The sequence below is a fragment of the Streptomyces sp. NPDC054975 genome, assembly GCF_053609105.1.
Genome location: NZ_JBSGWV010000032.1, coordinates 34,419 through 54,508 on the forward strand (window position 1 = coordinate 34,419; position 20,090 = coordinate 54,508).

A 20,090-nucleotide genomic window follows, 5' to 3' on the forward strand; every position below is an offset into this window, starting at 1 on the left:
GGTCAGAGCAGGGGCGCGGTGAGTTGGCGCCCGGCCGTGCCGGGGACGGCGTACGCCGTGAGGCTGCAGGCCACGGTGTCGGAGCCGACGAGGTAGCCGGAGCGGTACGGGTACTGGACGAAGGTGGTCCAGCGCGTACCGTGCGGCTGCTCGGAGGCTTTGCGGCGGAGCGGCTCGCGGCACAGGGCCGCCGCCGCGTCCCGTATCTGCTGGTCGTTGCGGTGCTCGCCGGTCAGGCGGATCACGGCGACGAGCTGGCCGTCGTGCGGCCGGTCGCATCCGCGCCGTACGACGGTGCCGGGCGCGGCGCGGTCGATGTCGAAGCACTCCCCCGGCTTGAGGCGGTGGTACGCGACGGCATCGACGGCCCCGACCGTTCCGCCCTGCGCCGCGAGCCCTTCGTCGGCGGCCGGCGCGACGTCGACGCCCGCGCCGTCCTTCACCCGCGCGGTCGCGTCCCACCGGCTCTCGCCCTCGTGACGGCTCGCGATCGCGAGGGCGACGACGAGGGCGAGGAGCGGTACGAAGAGGTACCGGGCGAACGACGGCGAATTCTCGCCGGTGAACGGGGACATGGTGACAGGGTCACCCGCGAACCGCCGAGCAGGTTGCGTTGCTGCCGAGTTGCAGCACGGCCCGTACAGAACTGTGACAGTTCCCTTGCCCGTACAGGCCGTTCAGCGTCCCTCGCCGTGCTAAGGGGCTACAGGCCAAGCTGGCGCTCCGCCCCTTCCACGGTCTGCGCGAGGAGTACGGCGATCGTCATCGGGCCGACACCACCCGGTACGGGGGTGATGAGGGAGGCACGCTCGGCGGCGGTGTCGAAGTCGACGTCACCGACGTTGCCGGGGTTGTAACCGGCGTCGATCACGACTGCGCCCGGCTTGATGTCCTCGCCCTTGATGAACTGGGGCTTGCCCACGGCCGCGACGAGGATGTCCGCCTCACGGACGACCGACGACAGCTCGGCGGTGCGCGAGTGGCAGTACGTGACGGTGGCGTCGCGACCGAGCAGCAGCAGGCCGGCCGGCTTGCCGAGGATCGCGGAGCGGCCGACGACGACGGCGCGCTTGCCGCGCGGATCGACGTCGTACGCGTCGAGCAGCCGCATGATGCCCCCGGGCGTGCAGGAGACGAAGCCGGGCAGTCCGAAACCCATGGCGGCGAACGAGGCCATCGTGACGCCGTCGACGTCCTTCTCGGGGGCGATCGCCTCGAAGGCGGCCCGCTCGTCGATGTGCGGGCCCACCGGGTGCTGGAGCAGGATGCCGTGGACCTCGGGGTCGTGGGAGAGCGCGGTGATCGCGGCGACGAGTTCCTCGGTGGTCGTCTCGGCGGGCAGTTCGACGTGCTTGGAGCGGATTCCGGCCTTCGCGCAGCGGTTCTGCTTCATCTTCACGTACGTCACGGAGGCGGGGTCCGCGCCGACGAGCACCGTCGCGAGGCAGGGCGTGACGCCGGTGCGGCGGGTGATCTCGGCGGCGCGGGCGGCGGTCTCCTCGACCGTGCGGCGGGCGAGGGCGGTGCCGTCCATGAGGGAGGCGGAGCTGGTGGACATGGGCCACTCCTGGGCGTCGTCGATGACAGGGTGATCGCCCAGGCGCACGGCAGCGTCGGATTCGCGCGGGTGCGCGGGGTCCGCGGGCCGCTCCCCGGTGGTGATCCACCTCAAGCGCCAGTCACGGCCCGAGCCCTACTCTACGTGAGCCCTGGGCGGACCCCAGGGGCGGTCTCCGGACACGGCGCGCATGCCCGCGGGTCCGCAGGCTTGTCGGCGACCTCCCCGCACACCACGATGACGACCGACGGGGCAGGCGAAGGGGCCTGCCGACAGACGGAGCCGTACGAACAGGGAAGCCGCGGGATCAGCAGCCGCACAAGCAGCGGGACCTCGACGGGAGGCCGAGTTGAGCGAGGCGTGGGCGGCGGCGGGACTGGACGCCGGTGCGCTGCGGCGGGCGCACGAGGTGTTCACGAGCGGCGGCCAGGTCCACCTCCCCGCGGTGCGGCCCCTCGTCGCCGAGTCGTGGCGGCGCTCGGCGCGGGCCCGGGTGAGCCCGGACGGCGCGGCCCGTGTGGAGCTGGCGGACGACGAGCTCGCCGACCAGCGCGCGGGGCATCCGCTGGCCCTCGCGATGCCGGTGATCCGGGAGCTGATGGGCACGTACGCGACGGACGGCGAACATCTCCTGGCGGTCTGCGACGTGGCGGGCCGGATGCTGTGGATGGAGGGCCATCCCGGGACGCTGCGGCGGGCGCGGGCGATGAACTTCGTCGCCGGGGCTTGCTGGTCGGAATCGGCGGCCGGGACGAACGCGCCCGGGACCGCGCTCGCCGTGGGCCGCCCGGTGCAGGTGTTCGGCGCCGAGCACTTCCAGCGGCCGGCGCAGGCCTGGACCTGTGCCGCGGCTCCTGTACACGATCCGCGCAGCGGGCGGCTGCTCGGCGCCGTCGACATCACCGGCGGGGACCGGTTGGCGCATCCGCACAGCCTGGCGTTCGTGCAGGCCGTGGCACGGGCGGCGGAGTCGCAGTTGGCCCTGCTCGCGCCGCAGCCGGCCGCGGACCGGGTACGGCTGGCGGCGCTCGGCCGGGACGAGGCGCTGCTCACCGTGGCAGGGCGGCGGGTCCGGCTGAGCCGCCGCCACAGCGAGATCCTGGTGGTCCTGGCACATCGTCCGGAGGGTGTGGCCGGCGACGAACTCCTCACGCTCCTGTACGAGGACGAGGGCTGCTCGGATCTGGACGAGGCCGAGGCCGTCTGCCGGGCGGTGTGCGGTTTCTCGGAGATCGAGCGGGAGCGCCTCCCTGCCGCGCACACCCCCACGACGCCGGCTTCGTCCGCCCACCCGCACCGGCGGTTCCGCCCGCACCGCCCGCACCGCCTGCACTGCGGGTGCCCCGGGAAGCCGACCTCGTCCTCGCGCGGTACACCGCCTGGGAACGCGCGATGCTCGCCGACGGGCTCGCGTACGTCACCACCCGCCGCATGGTCGAGGATCTCGACCTCACCGCGCCGGAAGCACACGCCCTCTTGGCCACCCTGCGCGCGACGGAGCCCGCACGGCGGGGTGCCGGCCTTGTGGCGGCTGGCGCCGGCGCCCGCGACAACGGCGTGAATCGCGCCGGGCACACCCCCGGTGAAGTGCACCGACGCAGTCGGCCACGTTTCGAAAGCGCGTTCGCGGATACCTGGCGTTCCGTCAGGAACATCGCCTCACGGAGAGGACAGCCGCGGTACTGACCCGCAGACCGGCGTGACGCGGCCCCGAGCCGTTGCCGGGGCGGGGCGGCGGTGCGTTGACGGCGCGTGGGGCATCGAGAAGGGAGGGAGGCCCTGGTGAAGGCGATCGGGGGAGACCGTGGTGCGGCCCGGCGCGGTCCTGTGGCCATCGGGCGTGATCTGCTGCTGGCGGTGGGGCTCATGGGGATATGCGGCGGCGGCCTTGCCCTCTTCCTGAGGACTGCCGGAACGGCGGGGAGTCGCGGGGCCGGCATCTCGGTCGCCGTCCTCGCCACGCTCGCCGTCCTCGGGCTGGTCGTGGGGCGCGGGATGGCCAGGCGGAGTTCGCACGCCGTCCGGAACCGCGAGGACGTCCGGCCCCCGGGCGAGCTGTACGCGTCGCCGCCGGCCGCGGAGGTGGCGGAGTTGGACACCGGAGCCTTGGACCACGGCGCGGTCGACGCCGACGGCTTCGAGCACACGGTCGCCGCGCTGTGCGCCCGGGACGGCTGCGCCACCGTGGAAGTGGTGGGCGGGGCGGGCGACCTGGGCGCCGATGTGCTGGCGGTGACCGAGGACGGCCTGCGTGTCGTGCTGCAGTGCAAGCACTACGCGGAGGACAACCGCGTGGGGTCCCAGGATCTGCAGAGGTTCGGCGGCACCTGCTTCACCATCCACGAGGCGGATGTGGCGGTCGTCGTGACCACCAGCTCCTTCACCGCACCGGCCGCCGCGTACGCCGCCACATGCGGAATCGTCTGCGTGGACGGCGACGCGCTGGCCGCGTGGACCGATCAACTCGCGCCGCCCCCGTGGGAGACGCCCGGCCCGGATCCGGCGACGCCGGTCGCGGTGGCCGGCCCGGCGTGAACCTCCGTGCGACGGCCTGCCGGGCGGGCGGCGCCTGGCCGCGGCAGGGAGCACCCCTGGAGAGGAAGGGGCGGCGGGTGGAGAGCACCGGTTACCTGTGCGTACCGCATGGGCGAGACGTGACAGCGGCGACTGTCCCGGTCCTTCCTGCGCGTGACAACGTCATTCCATCACCGACCCAGGGAGTGCGTTGTGAACAAGGGGTACGCGGTCTTCTGCGACGCCGACCGTCAGTTCTACGACGCGCCCCACCGCCTCGTCTTCGCCGACGGAGCGGGCGACTCCCTCTACCCGGCCGCCACGCTTCCCGTCCCCGAGGGATGGACCAGCCACCGCACCGGTGACTGGCTCGCCCTGCGCCCGGTGGGCGGCACGCTTCCGTCGCAGGGCTGGAAGATCCACGTCTCGGCCTGTCTCGACAACGCGGAGCGGGTCCTGGACACGGTCCGGGAGTACTGCCTGCGCCACGAGGTGGCGTTCAAGTTCGTGCCGAGCCGGTACCTGCTGCACCAGCGCAACGCGAAGTACGCGGACCGCGCCGCCAGCGGCAAGTTCATCACGGTCTACCCGGCCGACGACGGGCAGTGCGAGCGCCTGGCGACCGACCTGGCGCACCTGCTCGACGGGGAGCCCGGCCCGTACATCCTCAGCGATCTGCGGTGGGGGCAGGGCCCCGTGCACCTGCGGTACGGCAGCTTCACGCGCCGCCACTGCTACGACGAGCGGGGTGAGCTGCGGCCGGCCATGGAGGACGGCTCCGGCACCCTCGTACCCGATCCGCGCGGGCCGGTCTTCCGCGTGCCCGACTGGGTCACTCCCCCGCCGTTCCTACGCCCGCACCTCGACGCGCGGGCCGCCGTGACGGTCCAGGAGATGCCGTACGAGATCGAGAAGGCCCTGCACTTCTCCAACGGCGGGGGCGTGTACGAGGCGCGGCACCGCGAGACGGGGCGGCGTGTCGTCCTGAAGGAGGCGCGCCCGTACGCCGGGCTGGCGGCCGACGGCGCCGACGCCGTGACCCGCCTGCACCGCGAACGTACCGCGCTGGAGCGGCTCTCCGGACTCGGCGGCACGCCGGAAGTCCTCGACAGCTTCACGATCGGCGACCATCACTTCCTGGTCCTCGAGTTCGTGGAGGGCAGACCGCTCAACACCTTCTTCGCCCGCCGGCATCCGCTGATGGAGGCCGAGCCTCCGGCGGAGCGGCTCGCCGAGTACACGGACTGGGCGCTGCGGATCCACGGCCTCGTCGAGCAGGCGGTGTCCGAGGTGCACGCGCGGGGCATCGTCTTCAACGACCTGCACCTGTTCAACATCATGGTCTCCGAGGACGAGACCTCCGTGGTGCTCCTGGACTTCGAGGCGGCGCAGCCGGCGGCGGCGGGCGGCCGCCAGACCGTCGCCAACCCGGCGTTCGTCGCGCCCGCCGACCGCCGCGGCTTCGACGTGGACCGCTACGCGCTCGCCTGTCTGCGGATCGCGCTGTTCGTCCCGCTCACCAGTCTGCTCGCCGTGGACCGGGGGAAGGCGGCGCACCTCGCGGAGGTCGCGGCGGCTCAATTCCCCGTGCCCGGCGCGTTCCTGGACGCGGCGGTACGGGAGATCCTGCGGGAGCCGGCCGGTGTCCCGCCGCGCGCCGGCGCGTCCGGCGGCCGTGCGCCGTTCCTGCCGGTCGAGCCCGGCGCGTGGCCGGACAGCCGTGACGCGATGGTGCGGGCGATCCTGGCGTCGGCGACGCCCGACCGGGAGGACCGGTTCTTCCCCGGTGACATCGCCCAGTTCGCCACGGCCGGGGGCGGCATGTCCGTCGGCTACGGCACGGCGGGCGTCCTGCACGCCCTGGACGAGAGCGGGGCCGCGCGGATCCCGGCGGCGGAGGAACGGCTCCTGCGGTACGCCAAGCAGCCCGAGTCCGGCACGCCGCTCGGCTTCTACGACGGGCTGACCGGCATCGCCTGGACCCTTCAGCGACTCGGCCACACCGCCTCCGCCCTCAAACTGGCCGAGCTGGTCCTCGCGCAGGACCACGAAGCGCTCGCGCCGGATCTGCACGGCGGGACGGCCGGAATGGGCCTCGCCCTGGACGCGCTCGCCGCCGCGACGGGCGAGTCCGGCCTGCACGCGGCGGCGCTGAGATGCGCCGAACTGGCGGCCCGCCCGGCCGTCACGCTGTCGCGGCCCGCAGGGCCGGGGGCCGGGGGGCGGGTACGGACCGGGCTGCTGCACGGTGCGGCCGGTCGGGCCCTGCTCTTCCTGCGGCTCTACGAACGCACCGGCGACTCCGCGCTCCTCGACCTCGCCGCCGAGGCGCTCCACGACGATCTCACCCGCTGCGTGCGCGGTGCCTCCGGCACCCTCCAGGTCGACGAGGGCTGGCGCACGATGCCGTACCTCGGTGCCGGGAGCGTCGGCATCGGCATGGTGATCGACGACTATCTCCTCCACCGCCACGACGAGGCCCTCGACCGGGCCCGGCACGAGATCGTGCAGGCGGCGCAGGCCACCTTCTACGCCCAGCCGGGCCTCTTCCGCGGTGTCGCGGGCATGGTGCTGCACCTCGCCCGCACGAACGCCGGCGGGCCCGGCACCGGGCCCGAGGACGTACGCCGTCAGGTCGGCTGTCTGACCTGGCACGCGATGTCCTTCGAGGGCCATCTCGCCTTCCCCGGCGAGCAGATGATGCGGCTCTCGATGGACCTCGCCACCGGCACGGCGGGCGTCCTGCTGGCCCTCTCGGCAGCTCTGGGCGACCGCCCGGCGCACCTGCCGTTCCTTCCGCCGCTCCGGCGGCCCCACGAACCGGCCCCGCTCCGGGGTCGTACCGCACCACCGTCCCCACACGAAAGGAAACGATCATGAACCTGTTCGACCTGCAGTCGCTGGAGACCCCCAAGGACGAGGCCATCGGCGACGTCGAGACCGGCAGCCGCGCGAGCCTGCTCCTCTGTGGCGACAGCAGCCTCAGCGTGACCACCTGCAACTGAGCCAATCCGGCTCCGCGCACGGTCCGTAGAGGCGCCGGCGCGTAGTCACGGTGCCCCGGGACCTCAGCTCCCGGGGCACCGATGATCGGGGCGGGCGTCGGGACCACGCGCCGAGCCCCGTGAGGAAGAGAAGCGTCGGGCGGCTCCTCGGGGAAAGGGCATCGGATGGCTTCTCGGATCTCTCGGACCGGGTCCGACGGGCTGCTGCGCGGCGCCGTACGGCACACTGTCGGACCGACGGCGGCGCTGCTCGTCTGCTCGGTCGCCGCGGCCGGCTGCGCACTCGCCGTCCCCTCGGTCGCCGGGCGCACGCTGGATCTCCTGTTGCACCGGGATCCGGCCGCGGGAGCGTGGTTGGCCTGGGCCGCCGTACTGCTCGTCGCCGAGGTCCTGTTGGAGACCGCCTGCGTCCTTCTGACGCAGCTGACCACCGCACGCGCCGCGGCCTGGATCCGCCTCCGCGCGTTGACCGGGCTGTCGGCCACCGCCCCCCACCGAGCCGAGCCGTACTCGGGCGGCGACGTCGCCTCCCGGCTGTGCGTGAACGCCACGGACAGCGGCGGCGCACCGGCGGCCCTTGCCACCTCGGTGTCCTCCGTCCTCGTCCCGACCGGCGCGCTTGTCGCGCTGGCCCTCATCGACCCCTGGACCGCGGCCGCCTTCGCGGCCGGCCTGCCGCTGCTCCTCATGGTCCTGCGGTCCTTCGCGCACCAGTCGTCCGACTCCGTCGGCCGCTACCAGCAGGCGCAGGGCGCCGTCGCCGCCCGGCTGGCCGAGGCGCTGAGCGGTGCGCGGACCATCGCCGCCGCGCACACGACACGTCGCGAGGAGGAACGCGTCCTCGCCCCGCTGGAGGACATGACGCGGTACGGCACCCGGATGTGGCTCGTCCACGGCCGCGCCGTGGCCCGCAGCGGCGTACTCCTTCCCCTGCTCACCACCGCCGTCGTCGCGGTGGCGGGGGCGAGGCTGGCCGCCGGGCAGCTCAGCATCGGCGACCTGCTCGCCGCTTCGCGGTACGCCGCGCTCGCCGCAGGCATCGGATCGATCGCGGCGCCGCTCGGCGCACTGGTCCGGGCCCGTGCGGCGGGCCGCCGCACCGCCGCACTCGCCGATCTCCCGCCCCTGACCCACGGCTCCGCGGCCCTGCCGCCCGACGGGCTCGGCACCCTGGAACTCAGGGACGTACGGGTGGTGCGCGACGGCGTCCCGCTGCTCACGGACGTGACGCTCACGATCGACGGCGGCTCGACGGTCGCGGTCGTCGGCCGCTCCGGCGCCGGCAAGTCCACCCTGTCCGCCGTCGCGGGCCGGCTGACCGACCCTGATCGGGGGCGCGTCCTCCTCGACGGGGTCGACCTGGCCGAACTGACCGGCGCGGAGCTGCGTTCGGCGACGTCCTACGCCTTCGCCCGCCCCTCCTTCGACAGCGTCGCCACGCCCACGGTCGGCAGCGCGATCGCCTCGGGGCTCGGGGATGCCGGGGAGCCGACGGAGGGGGCGGGTACGGGTGGTTCCCTGGGGAAGGTCCGCGACGCCGCGAGGGCCGCGAGCGCCGACGGTTTCATCCGCCTCCTCCCGCAGGGGTACGACACACCTCTGGACGAGGTGCCTCTCTCCGGTGGGGAGAGCCAGCGCCTCGGCCTGGCGCGGGCGTTCATCGGGAGCGGACGGCTGATGATCCTCGACGACGCGACGTCGAGCCTGGACACGGCGACGGAACGGCAGGTGGAACTCGCCCTTTCCACGTCACTGAGGCCGTGCACCAAACTCGTCGTGGCCCACCGGGTCTCCACGGCGGCCAGCGCGGACAAGGTGGTCTGGCTGGAGGCGGGACAGGTACGAGGGTGCGGGCCGCACCGGCTCCTGTGGAAGGACCCGCACTACCGCGCGGTGTTCCTGGCCGAGCCGGCGGGTGCGACGGCGGCCGTCGCTCCGGTGGATCCCCTCGCGGACGAACTCCGGAGCGACGCGTGACGTCGGAGGCGTACGGGGACCGGACGACGGACTCGAAGCGACCGTCGCCGCGCATCGGCCCTGCCCCTGCCGCCGAGCGCACGTCGCGGCGTGTTCTGGCGTCGGGACGGAGGTTTCTCGGGCAGCGCAAGGGGGTGCTGGTCCGGCTGGCGGCCTGGTCGGCGGCCGAGTCGGCCCAGACGTTCCTCGGCGGCTACTGCGTGGCCCGATCGCTGGACGACGGATTTTTGCGGGGGAGCATCACGGCGGGACTGCTCTGGCTCGCGGGGGCCTCCGTGGTCATCCTCCTCGGCACGCCGGTCGTCCAGGGCGTCTTCGCCCAACTTCCTCATCTCACCGAACCGTTGCGCGATCGACTGGTACGGCGGGCGGTGGCGGGGGCGCTGCGCGCGGCCACGGCCGGGCACGGAGTCGTGGGCACGACCGCCATCTCCCGGCTGACGAGTCAGGCGGAGATCGCACGGGACAGCTTCGCCGGACTGGTGCTCGCGGCCCGCTCCCTCGTCTTCGTCGCCATCGGGGCCCTGATCGGCCTGATGTCCCTGGCACCGCAGTTCCTCCTCGTCGTATGCCCGCCGCTGGTCCTGGGCATCGCCCTGTTCGCCGCCTCGCTGCGGCCCATGGCACGGGCCCAGCACCGCTACCTCGACGCGGACGAGGCCGTGGGTCGGCGTGCGGAGGTCACACGGACCGCCCTGCGCGACATCGTCGCCTGCGGCTCCCACGAAACGACCGCCGCCCGCAACCGCGCGGCGATCGAGGAGGCTGCCGCCGCGCAGCGCGCCCTCGCACGCTGGGCGGCGGTCCGGGCGCTGTCTGTGGCGACGGCGGGCCAGCTGCCCGCGTTCCTGCTCCTGGCGGCAACCCCGTGGCTGCTCGACCAAGGAGTGACGGCGGGCGCCCTCGTCGGTGCGCTCACCTATATCCTCCAGGCGCTGCTGCCGGCCCTGCACACGCTCATGACCGTCCTGGGCGCCGCGGGGGCGCGCCTGTTCGTCATCCTCGACCGGCTCACCGGGCCGGTATCCGGCTCCGCCGCCGCCTCGGACAGGCAGCCCGCCTCCGACGCGACTTCCGCCACCGGGCCCGGCCCGCCTTCCGCAGCCGCACCCGCAACCGGCGGGTACGCGCGCCCATCGGCAGCCGGGCCGACGACGGCCGCGCTCGAACTGCGCCACGTCCGGGTGGCGTACGGACCCGGTGCCCGTGCCGTACTCGACGAGCTGGACCTGACCGTCGAGGCCGGCGAGCACATCGCGGTCGTCGGCCCGAGCGGCATAGGCAAGTCGACCCTCCTTCAGGTGGCGGCGGGCATGCTGACGCCCGACCGGGGCGAGGCGCTCCTCTCCGGCCGCCCCGTCGGCGACCACCCGTCGCCCGAACTCGTCGCCCTCCGCGCCCTGATCCCTCAGGAGGCGTACGTCTTCAGCGGCACCCTACGGGACAACCTCCGCTATCTGAGCCCCGACGCCTGCCAGTCCGACGTCGACGACTCCGTACGGGCCCTCTCGCTCGAACCGCTGGTCGAGCGCGTCGGCGGGCTCGACCGTCCGGTGCGGCCGGACGCGCTCTCGCACGGCGAGCGCCAGTTGATCGCCCTCGCGCGCGTCCACCTCTCCCCCGCCCCCCTGCTCCTGCTCGACGAGGCCACCTGTCACCTCGACCCGGTGGCCGAGGCCCGGGCCGAACACGCCCTGCGTGCCCGGCCAGGGACTCTGGTCGTCGTCGCCCACCGGTTGTCGTCCGCGTTGCGAGCGGACCGGGTCCTCGTCCTCGACGGCACCCGCGCCCGATGCGGCACGCACGAGGAGCTGCTCGTGCGGTCGGCGCTCTATCGCGATCTGGTGGGGCACTGGAACGACATCCAGCCCTGAAGCAGGGGCCGTGCCCCGGAGAACTCACGGGGCGACGCCGCGGATACGTCACGCGGCGGTGGTCAGCCCCGCCGGCGGCGATCAGGTCCACCCGGCTCCTTGGGCGATCCGGATGGCGTCCACCCGGTTGCGGGCGCCGACCTTGCGGATGACGCTCGCCATGTAGTTCCTTACGGTCCCTTTGGAGAGGTACAGCGTCGCGGCGATCTCCCCGACGGGGGCTCCGTCGGCCGCGAGCGTGAGCACGCTCAACTCACGACGGGTGAGGGGCATCTCAGCGGCTTGGAGGAAGCCGAGGGCGAGCGTTTCGTCGATGAAACGTTCCCCGGCGGCGACCCGGTGGACGGCCTGGAGTAATCGATTCTTCGAGGCGTTCTTGTCGACGAAACCGGTCGCCCCCGCCGCGTGCGCCCGGCGCAGCACTCCGGGCCGTTGGGCGGGCGTCAGCGCGAGCAGCGCCGATCCGCCCGGTTCCAGTAACGCCGCCACCGACGTGGCCGGCATGTCGGGCTCCGCCCCCGCGGGCGGCAGACACTCGGCGTCGGCGACGTACACGTCCGGTGCCGGCGTGCTCGCCGGCTCCTGCGGCCAGTGGGAGACCGCGGAGACGACCGCGACCTCGTCGTCCGACTGCAGCAGGTCCACCAGCGCGGCACGCAGCAGCTGCGCCTCGTACACGACCGTGACTCTTATCATTCCCACCCCTTCAGTCTGCGTCACGCACCTGGGGCGCGACGCGATCAGCCCTCACCCCTCTGCCCGGCTCTCCCGCGCGGGAACACGGCATCGGGCGCACAGGGGGCGCACTTCGGGGCGCCCGGGCCGGATCCGATCCCTGCGTACGAAGGGTGCGCAAGCCACCGGGTGGGGGTTCACACAGCGCCGGTCGGAAATGTCCAGATCCGGTCGGTGCACTCACCGGCGTGGAGGGGCACGGACGCGCCGTGGAGCACGGAGCCGTTACAGCACCGGGGCGCGCGCCTCCGGCCGCTCCTGCTGTCCACGGCCTGGGGGGACAGGCGCGGGCAGCCTAGATACAGGCGGGCTCGCAGCGCCCCCCTCCTCTCCAAGGTTCGGCGGAACCCGGGGCGCTGACTCCCGCGTATGGCCGCTGCTCGGGGTATGCCGTGAACCAAGCACAGAAGCATCGGGCCAGCTTGACCTAGGGCGGCGGTAGGCAAACAGCCGCGACAGGCCCAGGCCCAGGCCTGGCGACCTTCTCTCTCGTGGCACGTTGGATCAAGGCATGCTCGGTGGCGGCCCGTCGGCCCGCCCCGCGCTTGTGTGCCAACTCGCCGCCGCCACGGGCCATCGGTCAGGGACCCACTCCGTGGACCAAGATCCGGGCCATACGCGGACCAGCCGCCTGCAACTTGGGCGAATCGTGGCCGTTTCCGCTGGTCAGAGGCTATGTGAGGCGTGTACCACCAGCACTCGAAGAATCTGCTGGTGAGCTACTCCCCGAAGAAGCAGGGCTTCTTCTAACGGAACGAAAGAAGGCGCCTGGCCTGGAGATTCACCGGGCCGGGCGCCCTCTGAGAGCACCCGCCCCTCCAAACGGGGGAGGCATCGGAGCGCGCCTGTTCTCCCAGTTCGTGCGCCATGCGTATCCCAGTCCTGACCAGCGGTTCCGGGCCGTACACGGGCCGCATCGCGGCTCAGCCGCGATGTCTCGGCGACGTGACCGGGATCTGCGCCGACTCGTTCTCCACCGCCGCGCACGCCGCCTGTTCGCCGTGACCAACACCCTGTCGCCACCCGACCCGGTCGAGTACACGAGTCTCGAGCCCGGTCGTGCACATGCGCCCCTTCCGTTTGGTCCAGCCGTAGTGTCTGCGCGAGTGCGTCCATGGCGTTGGCCGATGGCGGGCCGGCCACGACGGGGCTGGTGGCGGCCACGGGCGTGATCGTCATGGAAGGGCGCGGACGGCACGGTGGCGCGGGCGGGGGGACCGGCGTCCGTCAGGCGATGGCGTCGGCGAGCCACAGGCCGTGGCCGAAGACCTCGTAGCGGATGTTGCGGGCGGGGATCCCGCCGCGCAGCAGCTGGCTACTGAGTTCGCGCATGAAGGGAAGCGGGCCGCACAGATAGACGCCTGCGTCGGCGGGCAATTCCAGCGCATCGAGGTTCATCAGCCCCGTCTCGTCCGCAGGCTCTTCCAGGCGGGGCCGTGAAGGCGAGGCCGCCCGTCGCAAGGACGCGCCGGACTCCCTGTGCCGTCGAGCACGGTGTGGTCTTGCGGCCGGACCAAGCCGGCCACACCCCGCGCCGGCGGTCACCGGGGATGACGACGAAGCGGTGGGCCAACTCGGCGCCGTCCTGGAACGGGCGATCCGCGGCGGGCCTTCTCGGCCCGACCGCTACGCCCCGCTCGGCGGTACGGAGGAGGTGTCTCGCCGGTCCGCTGTCAGCCGGTCGACCACGCCGACGACGCCGTCGACCCGCCATGCCGCCCGGACCAGCGCCGTCGGGTTGATCTCAGGTCCGGCAGCGCCCTCGATGGTGACGATCCCGTCCCGGACATCGACACGAAGTTCGTCGGCGTCTCGAGCGGGGCTGTGGAGGCAGACAGCGTCGGCCACGTCCTCGTAGATCTCCTCGTCGGTGCGCAGGAAGACGCGCAGGAGGTCGCGACGTGTGGTGATGCCGATGAGACGGTCTTCCTCGTCCACGACGGGCAGCCGGTCGATGTGGCGGCGTTCCATGATGCGCGCGGCGTCGACGACGCGCTGTTCGGGATGCACGGTGACGGCAGGGCTCGACATCAGCCCGTCGGCGGTCAGGGCGGTGGGGCGAACATGGCGCGTCAGGGCCCGCAGCACACGTCCCCGGCCGGACCCGGACCGGCCGCGCGCCGCCTGTCGCCGGGTCAGGTCGGTCCGGGAGACCACGCCCATGACCTTGTCGTCGTCGTCCACCACCGGCAGACCGCTTATGTGGTGGGAGGTGAGCAGGCGAGCCAGCTCCTTGAAGGAGGTGTCCGGGTGTGCCTGGACCACTTCGCTGGTCATCACCTCGCCCACGGTCCGGTGCTTCACCACGGTTCTCATCTCCGTTCGCTCGGGTGGTTCCTGGCCGCCTCCCAAGGCAGCGCCCTTCGTTCCCTGCGCGCCTTCGGACCTCGTTTCTCAACCGTCGGGGCATCGATGCGGCTGCCGCGGGAGGCTGAACGCGGGCCCGGGGAGAGGATCGGGGCGCTCCTCAATCACCAACGGCTCCCCCAGGGGCTTCACCACCGCTGCCTTCGTGGCTCGCTCCTCCTGTTTGCCATCGCTTCCCAGAGTGGTGCGAGGCGGAAGGAGGGGACAGAACCGGTCAGGACCCGTTCTGCGGGCCGTTCGACCCGTGTTCCGGCCACTCGGCGGGTTGGAGAGGAGGGCCCAACGGCACGGGGACAGCCCCGTTCGACCCCTGCCGCGGGTGGGTGGGAGCCCTCACGGGCCGACCTCACCCTCGTCCCGGAGCAGCCGGTGTCCGCGGAGGACCTCAACTACGCCTTCCTCGACGCCGCGGACGGACCGCTGAAGGGCATCCTGCGGGTCGGTGACGCTCCGATCGTCTCGCGCGACATCGTCGGCGACCCCGCCTCGTGCATCGTGGACGCCCCCTGACCCAGGCGCACGGAAATCTGGTCAAGGTGCTCGCCGTCCACCAGCTCGTGCGAGGGCGCCGCGCTGCACAGTGGGCCCGGAATGGACGCGGGTCGCCCCGGAGTGGGGCCGCAAGAACGCCTGACGAGGAGGCTTCGGCGCCCGCCTCCACCCCCGGCGAGGGCGTCACCTCCTACGCCGGTCCCCGGCCACTGCCCTCGATCTGATCCACCGGCCTTTGCCCCCGTACGGCCGATAGGCTGGCCACGGTAGGGGCGGGTGGTTGACGGAGGAGGCCCGGTGGGCGTGGAGGAGCCGCTGTCGCGGATGCCTCAGATGCGGCTCGACGAGCTGCTGGAGGAACTGCAGGCGCGCATCAACGCCGCCCGCGGCACCCGGGACCGGGTGCACAGCCTGTTGGAGGCCGTCGTCTCGGTCGGCCGCGAACTGGACCTCTCACAGGTGTTGCGGCGCATCGTGGAAGCCGCCGCGCTCCTGGTCGACGCCCAGTACGCGGCGCTCGGGGTGATTGGGCCCGACGGCCGGACCCTGTCGCAGTTCCTCACCGTCGGCCTGACCGATCAGGAGATCGCCCGGATCGGCCCCCTGCCGGCCGGGCACGGCATCCTCGGCGAGCTCATCCGCAACCCCGAGCCGCTGCGTCTGACCGACCTGGGAGCCCATGAGGCGTCGTACGGATTCCCCGCCCACCACCCGCCCATGCGGACGTTCCTGGGCGTGCCCATCCGCGTCCGGGACGAGGTGTTCGGCAACCTCTACCTGACCGACAAGCACGGTGGAGTGGACTTCGACGCCGAGGACGAGTCGGTGATCTCCACCCTCTCCGTCGCCGCCGGCGTCGCCATCGACAACGCGCGGCTGTACGAGGCTTCGCAGCGCCAGCAGCGCTGGCTCCAGGCGAACGCGGAGATCACCAGCAGCCTCCTCTCCGGCAGCCCGCGACTGGCGGTCCTGGAGCTCATCGCCCGCCGCGCGCAGGAGATCACCGGGGCAGCGCTCGCCGATGTCTCCGTTCCCGTCGCCGGGACGGACGACCTCGTCGTCGAGCTGGCCATCGGCGCCGACGGAGAGACCCGCCGCGGCCTGGTGGTACCGGTCGAAGGCACCCTTTCCGGCGCCGCTTACAAGGCCGGCGCGCCCGTGACCACCGCCGGCCTCGCGGAGGACGAGCGGTACACCGCCGGGCCCCGCCGCTTCGACGGCCTGGGCCCGGCGGTCGCCGTCCCGCTGGGCACCGCCGCCAAGGACACCCGAGGCGTGCTGCTGCTGGCCCGCCACCAAGGTGAGCCGGTCTTCACCGAAGCGGAACTGGAGCCGCTGCTGGCCTTCGCCGGGCAGGCCGCGCTCGCTCTGGAGCTTTCCGAACGCCGCAGCGACGCCGAACAGCTGGCCATCCTTGAAGACCGTGACCGCATCGCCCGGGACCTGCACGACCTCGCCATCCAGCGCCTGTTCGCGACTGGTATGACCCTGCAGAGCGCTGCACGCCTCGTGCAGCACGAGGGCGCCGCCGAACGGGTTTCGCGCGCCGTCGGGGACCTCGACGAGACCATCAAGATCATTCGCTCCACGATCTTCGGCCTGCGTGCCCGCGAGGAGGACACCGGGCCGAGCCTCCGCGCACGCGTAGCACGCGCCGTGGGCGAAACCGCGACCACGCTCGGTTTCCCGCCCCGCCTGAGCATGGAGGGCCTGCTGGACACCGATGTCCCCCCGCAGGTGGCCGATCACGTCACGGCGGCCCTGACCGAGATGCTCAGCAACGCCGCCCGCCACGCGCACGCCACGCGGGTCGAGGTCACCCTGCAGGCCACCGCCGACGAAGTCGCCCTCACCGTGACGGACAACGGCCGTGGAATCCCCGCCGACGGCAGGCGCAGCGGCCTGAGCAATCTCGAAGAGCGGGCCCGCAGCGTGGGCGGCACCCTGGAGATCGGGCGCCCGGACGAGGGCGGCAGCCGGCTGGTGTGGCGCGCGCCCCTCACTCCCGGCGTCCGTGAGTGACTTCGGCGTTGCCGCCGGCGGACATCCGATCCGGTGAAGGGCGGCTACCGTGGCATGTCTACGTCCCCGCCGGAGTTCCGGGCGGCCGCCGCTCGGCAGGTGCGCGGTCGCGGCGAGACATCCGTCGTCGCACGTCAAGGTCCCGCGCGACGGGCAGTGCCTACACGGTGAGCTGCAAGCCTGTCACCAGGTCCGGCCGGATTCGCAACGCGGCGTTCATCGTGGGGTGTTGCACCCACGGGCGCAGCCGGGCGGCGGAGCGCGCGAGTTCCCTCTCGTCGGTGATCCGGTGAGCGTATCCGGTGACCACCACGCTCCAGCCGATGTGCGTCTCGGGGTCGATGACGTCCGCCTCGTAGGCCACCACGACACCGGCGGCCTGGGTGGGCGTCACGATGGAGGCGAGGGTGGCGCCGTCGTGCAGCTGGACGATGATGTCCTCGCCGTCCATGAGGTGGTTGACCGGGCGGATGGCCGGCAGGGCCTGATGCGTGAAGACGATGCGCCCGAGCGACACGCTGCCGAGCAGCCGCAGGGCCTCGGCGCGGTCCAGCCGTCCCACCCGCCGGGGCGCCACCGCCTCACGGTGGTCGTCCACCGAAGTGTGCGTGGCTTCGTCCTTCATCGTGCCCACCTTCTGCTCCAGCTCGGTCCCAGGGCGAATGCGATGCCTCCCGCCAGCCTCTCCTGTCACACGCTGCCCCCATAGGGCCGAAGGGACCTTTCAGCGTGCCGGTCCGCCATCGCCGCGCGTCGGGACCTTCCGATGGGTCAGGCGAAGGAGCAGGGCACGGCGCGGTCCACGCCCAGAGCCCGGATGACGCGAGCGGGAAGCCGCTGGATGCGGCACAGACTCAGGCGCACGCCGACCGCCACGCACCGGCGGTGGATGCGCAGGAACAGGGCGACGCCGGAACTGTCGCAGAAGGTGACGCCCGCCAGGTCGAGCAGCAGTTCGCGGTCGGTCTCCCGTGTGAGGTGGGTCAACATCTCCTCGATGCGGGCGACGGTGTACACGTCGAGTTCTCCAGCCAGGGCGACGGCCGTCGCGCTGTGGTCCAGCGGGTTCATGGTCAAGCTGATCGGGGGCGTCGTCATGGCGGCAGCCCTACTTTCTTGATCCAGGCGGGGTCCCGGGGCCCTGATTGCCCCGGTCGTGCCGACGCAAGGAAGTCCACCAGAACGCGAGTGAAGGCATCAGGTCCGGCGGGTCCCTCCTGGGGGCCAAAGGTCCCTCTCCGTCATGCCTCGCCGTCTCAGGGGGAACATCGCTGCCGAAACGCGACGATGGCGCCGACGGGCGCCCGCCGTCCACCCGGCCCGTGATCGTCGGCGACAGGGGTTGCGTGGGGCTTTGCGGCGTGGGGTACGGCATCTGCGGGGCCTCGCCCAGCGGTATGAGGGCCATCCGGCCCTGGTCGGTGGTCCCGCCCGCGCGGCACGATGCGTAGTAGCCCCTTCGGGGACGGGCAATTCGGCGGAGACGGAGTGGGCCATGACAGACAGCAGCGGCAGCCTCACCGGGAAGGAACCTGTCAGGGTCTTCCTTCTCGACGACCATGAGGTGGTGCGCCGCGGTGTGCACGATCTGCTGGACGCCGAGCCCGACCTGACCGTGGTCGGTGAGGCCGGTACGGCCGAACAGGCACTGGTGCGGGTGCCCGCACTGCGCCCGCAGGTCGCCGTCCTCGACGTGCGTCTGCCCGACGGAGACGGGGTGAGTGTCTGCCGCGAGCTGCGCTCCCGCATGCCGGACCTGGCATGCCTGATGCTGACGTCGTTCGACGACGAGGAGGCGCTGCTCGACGCGATCATGGCCGGCGCATCCGGCTACGTCCTCAAGCAGATCACCGGCACCGACCTGGTCACCGCCGTCCGCACCGTCGCCTCGGGCCAGTCCATGCTCGACCCCGGTGCCACGGCCCGGGTGATGGCCCGGCTGCGCGGGGAGTCCCCCCGGGAGAAGCAGCCGCAGGGGCTTCCCGGGCTGACGGACCGGGAACGGGAGATCCTCGCGCTGGTAGGAGAGGGGCTGACGAACCGGGAGATCGGCAAGCGCCTCTACCTGGCGGAGAAGACGGTCAAGAACAACATCTCCCGGCTGCTGGCCAAGCTGGGCGTGGAACGCCGCGTGCAGGCCGCCGTCATCGCCACCCAGGCCCTGGCCTCCCACGACGACCAGGGTGGCTCGGCCGGGCGCGAGGGCCGACCGCGGGGCTGACGCCGACCGCCTCCGCATGGCTACGACTCGACGACGCAGCCCCTGCTCAGCGCCCCTCGGGGCGTCGAACAGGGGCTGATGCGTGCGTCCCCTGCGTACGTGCGTCCCCTGCGTACGGAGAGCATCACCGGCCCGGCAGCCCGCCGGGCCTGTTCACGTTTCGGTCGGCCGGCGGCGTCACCACGCACCGGTCCGGCCGGGGGGCGTTCGTGGCGGGGTACGGCCGCGCGGCCGTACCCCGCACGGACTGGGGCCTGGGTCGTCAGTCGTGCGGTACGACAGCGACAGGGCAGGGGGCGTGGTGCAGGGCGGCGTGGGCGACCGACCCGATGCGGGTGCCGACGGGCGCGCGACGCGTCCGGCGGCCGACCACGAGCAGTTGCGCGTTCGGCACGGCCGACAGCAGTACCTGTCCCGCGCTGCCGATCTCGACGTGCTCGATCACCGGGACAGCGGGGAACCGCTGCCGCCACGGGGCGAGCGCCTCGGCCAGCGCCTTCCTCTCGAACGGTTCCAGTGCTCCGGCCTCGTCCGCCAGAAGCATCGAGCCGGGGCTGTAGGCGAGGACCGGCGGCAGGCTCCAGGCCCGTACCGCGCGCACGGCCGTGCCGCGTGCGGCCGCCTCCTCGAAGGCGAAGCCGAGCACCGCGTCGCTGTCCTCCGGCGTGCCCTGCTGGCCCACGACGATCTCACCGCCCTCCTCCGACGTCCGACCGTCACGGGCGCGCACGGAGATGACGGGGCGTTTCGCGGCGGCGATCACCTGCTGGCCGTAGGAGCCGAGGAGGAAGCCGACGAGCGCGCCGTGCCCACGGGAGCCCAGCACCAGCATCTCCGCCGCTTCCGCCTCCCTCAGCAGAGCGGCGACCGGGGTGTCCTGGACCACGTGCGAGGTGACCGTGAGAGCCGGGTGGCTGTCGGCGACGTGTGTCTCGGCTTCACGGAGCACCGCGTGGGCGGACTTGGCCTGCGTCTCCCTGTCCTGGACGACGGGGACGTCCAGCGGCTGCCAGAGCCAGGCGTGCACGATACGCAGCATCATGCCGCGCAGAGCGGCTTCGCGTGCCGCCCAGTCAGCCGCTGCCAGGCTTTCCGCGGAACCGTCCACTCCTACGGTGATGACGCTGGTCATGGGGATTCCTCCATACGGATCGACGGGTGTGGCCGCCTCGGCCGCCCCTTTGCTGGTCTCAGCATCCGTGGGGAGGCGCGATCCGCCGAGGGCCCATCGGCCCTGACTCCCGGCCGTTCGGCCACGGCGCCCCGGCCGACCGGCAGGCGATGCGCGGCCGCGAGGTCCACCGGCCCACGACAGGGACCTCCGG

Annotated in this window: 17 protein-coding genes and 1 riboswitch; of the genes, 9 read left to right on the top strand and 8 right to left on the bottom strand. The window is 72.8% G+C overall.

Annotated features, from left to right (window positions below; translation table 11 throughout):
• Positions 1-2 precede the first annotated feature (2 nt).
• Both ACWF79_RS24655 and ACWF79_RS24660 read right to left on the bottom strand, forming a co-directional pair.
• Positions 3-575, bottom strand: a complete 573-nt coding sequence (locus tag ACWF79_RS24655; RefSeq protein ID WP_453730305.1) for a hypothetical protein — start codon at positions 573-575, stop codon at positions 3-5.
• Positions 576-703: 128 nt separating this feature from the next.
• Positions 704-1,558: a bifunctional 5,10-methylenetetrahydrofolate dehydrogenase/5,10-methenyltetrahydrofolate cyclohydrolase gene (locus ACWF79_RS24660; protein ID WP_453730306.1), complete on the bottom strand. Its 855-nt coding sequence runs from the start codon at positions 1,556-1,558 to the stop codon at positions 704-706.
• Between the two features lie 29 nt (positions 1,559-1,587).
• Positions 1,588-1,693, bottom strand: a riboswitch (ZMP/ZTP riboswitch).
• A gap of 214 nt (positions 1,694-1,907) precedes the next feature.
• Here ACWF79_RS24660 and ACWF79_RS24665 point away from each other — a divergent pair.
• From ACWF79_RS24665 to ACWF79_RS24690, 6 genes are all read left to right on the top strand, one after another.
• Positions 1,908-3,119, top strand: a complete 1,212-nt coding sequence (locus ACWF79_RS24665; RefSeq protein WP_453730307.1) for a GAF domain-containing protein — start codon at positions 1,908-1,910, stop codon at positions 3,117-3,119.
• A 221-nt stretch (positions 3,120-3,340) separates the two neighbouring features.
• Positions 3,341-4,093, top strand: coding sequence for a restriction endonuclease (locus tag ACWF79_RS24670; protein ID WP_453730308.1), 753 nt, complete (start codon positions 3,341-3,343; stop codon positions 4,091-4,093).
• 192 nt (positions 4,094-4,285) lie between these two features.
• Positions 4,286-6,952 (top strand): class III lanthionine synthetase LanKC, encoded by a 2,667-nt coding sequence (gene lanKC, locus ACWF79_RS24675; RefSeq protein ID WP_453730309.1) that lies wholly within the window; start codon positions 4,286-4,288, stop codon positions 6,950-6,952.
• On the top strand, positions 6,949-7,077 hold the full coding sequence (gene ramS / locus ACWF79_RS24680) for a mycelium formation morphogenetic lantipeptide SapB (RefSeq protein WP_015037662.1): 129 nt from the start codon (positions 6,949-6,951) through the stop codon (positions 7,075-7,077). The genes lanKC and ramS overlap by 4 nt, the downstream gene beginning before the upstream one ends.
• 165 nt (positions 7,078-7,242) lie before the next feature.
• Complete coding sequence (locus tag ACWF79_RS24685; protein ID WP_453730310.1) at positions 7,243-9,054, top strand: ATP-binding cassette domain-containing protein; 1,812 nt, start codon at positions 7,243-7,245, stop codon at positions 9,052-9,054.
• 134 nt (positions 9,055-9,188) lie between these two features.
• A complete protein-coding gene (locus ACWF79_RS24690; RefSeq protein ID WP_453730311.1) occupies positions 9,189-10,928 on the top strand; it encodes an ATP-binding cassette domain-containing protein in 1,740 nt (579 codons plus the stop codon).
• A gap of 81 nt (positions 10,929-11,009) precedes the next feature.
• Here the strand turns inward: ACWF79_RS24690 and ACWF79_RS24695 are convergent, their stop codons facing one another.
• The 3 genes from ACWF79_RS24695 to ACWF79_RS24705 all read right to left on the bottom strand — a co-directional run bounded on the left by ACWF79_RS24695 (position 11,010) and on the right by ACWF79_RS24705 (position 13,979).
• Positions 11,010-11,624: a LuxR C-terminal-related transcriptional regulator gene (locus tag ACWF79_RS24695; RefSeq protein WP_453730312.1), complete on the bottom strand. Its 615-nt coding sequence runs from the start codon at positions 11,622-11,624 to the stop codon at positions 11,010-11,012.
• A 1,266-nt stretch (positions 11,625-12,890) separates the two neighbouring features.
• A complete protein-coding gene (locus tag ACWF79_RS24700; RefSeq protein WP_453730313.1) occupies positions 12,891-13,061 on the bottom strand; it encodes a hypothetical protein in 171 nt (56 codons plus the stop codon).
• Positions 13,062-13,289: 228 nt separating this feature from the next.
• On the bottom strand, positions 13,290-13,979 hold the full coding sequence (locus tag ACWF79_RS24705) for a CBS domain-containing protein (protein ID WP_453730314.1): 690 nt from the start codon (positions 13,977-13,979) through the stop codon (positions 13,290-13,292).
• Between the two features lie 420 nt (positions 13,980-14,399).
• Here ACWF79_RS24705 and ACWF79_RS24710 point away from each other — a divergent pair, with 420 nt between their 5' ends.
• Both ACWF79_RS24710 and ACWF79_RS24715 read left to right on the top strand, forming a co-directional pair.
• Positions 14,400-14,540 carry a hypothetical protein gene (locus tag ACWF79_RS24710; protein ID WP_453730315.1) on the top strand — a complete coding sequence of 47 codons (141 nt, stop codon included), beginning with the start codon at positions 14,400-14,402 and terminating at the stop codon, positions 14,538-14,540.
• 279 nt (positions 14,541-14,819) lie between these two features.
• Positions 14,820-16,544 (top strand): GAF domain-containing protein, encoded by a 1,725-nt coding sequence (locus ACWF79_RS24715; RefSeq protein ID WP_453730316.1) that lies wholly within the window; start codon positions 14,820-14,822, stop codon positions 16,542-16,544.
• Between the two features lie 160 nt (positions 16,545-16,704).
• On the opposite strand, the gene ACWF79_RS24720 is transcribed toward ACWF79_RS24715, so the two are convergent.
• Together ACWF79_RS24720 and ACWF79_RS24725 are read right to left on the bottom strand one after the other, a co-directional pair.
• On the bottom strand, positions 16,705-17,169 hold the full coding sequence (locus tag ACWF79_RS24720; protein WP_453730317.1) for a pyridoxamine 5'-phosphate oxidase family protein: 465 nt from the start codon (positions 17,167-17,169) through the stop codon (positions 16,705-16,707).
• 146 nt (positions 17,170-17,315) lie between these two features.
• A complete protein-coding gene (locus tag ACWF79_RS24725) occupies positions 17,316-17,642 on the bottom strand; it encodes an STAS domain-containing protein (protein WP_453730318.1) in 327 nt (108 codons plus the stop codon).
• A gap of 397 nt (positions 17,643-18,039) precedes the next feature.
• Between ACWF79_RS24725 and ACWF79_RS24730 the strand changes: the two genes are divergently transcribed.
• Positions 18,040-18,765 (top strand): response regulator, encoded by a 726-nt coding sequence (locus tag ACWF79_RS24730; RefSeq protein WP_453730319.1) that lies wholly within the window; start codon positions 18,040-18,042, stop codon positions 18,763-18,765.
• Between the two features lie 262 nt (positions 18,766-19,027).
• Here the strand turns inward: ACWF79_RS24730 and ACWF79_RS24735 are convergent, their stop codons facing one another.
• Positions 19,028-19,897 carry a universal stress protein gene (locus tag ACWF79_RS24735; protein ID WP_453730320.1) on the bottom strand — a complete coding sequence of 290 codons (870 nt, stop codon included), beginning with the start codon at positions 19,895-19,897 and terminating at the stop codon, positions 19,028-19,030.
• Positions 19,898-20,090 lie beyond the last annotated feature (193 nt).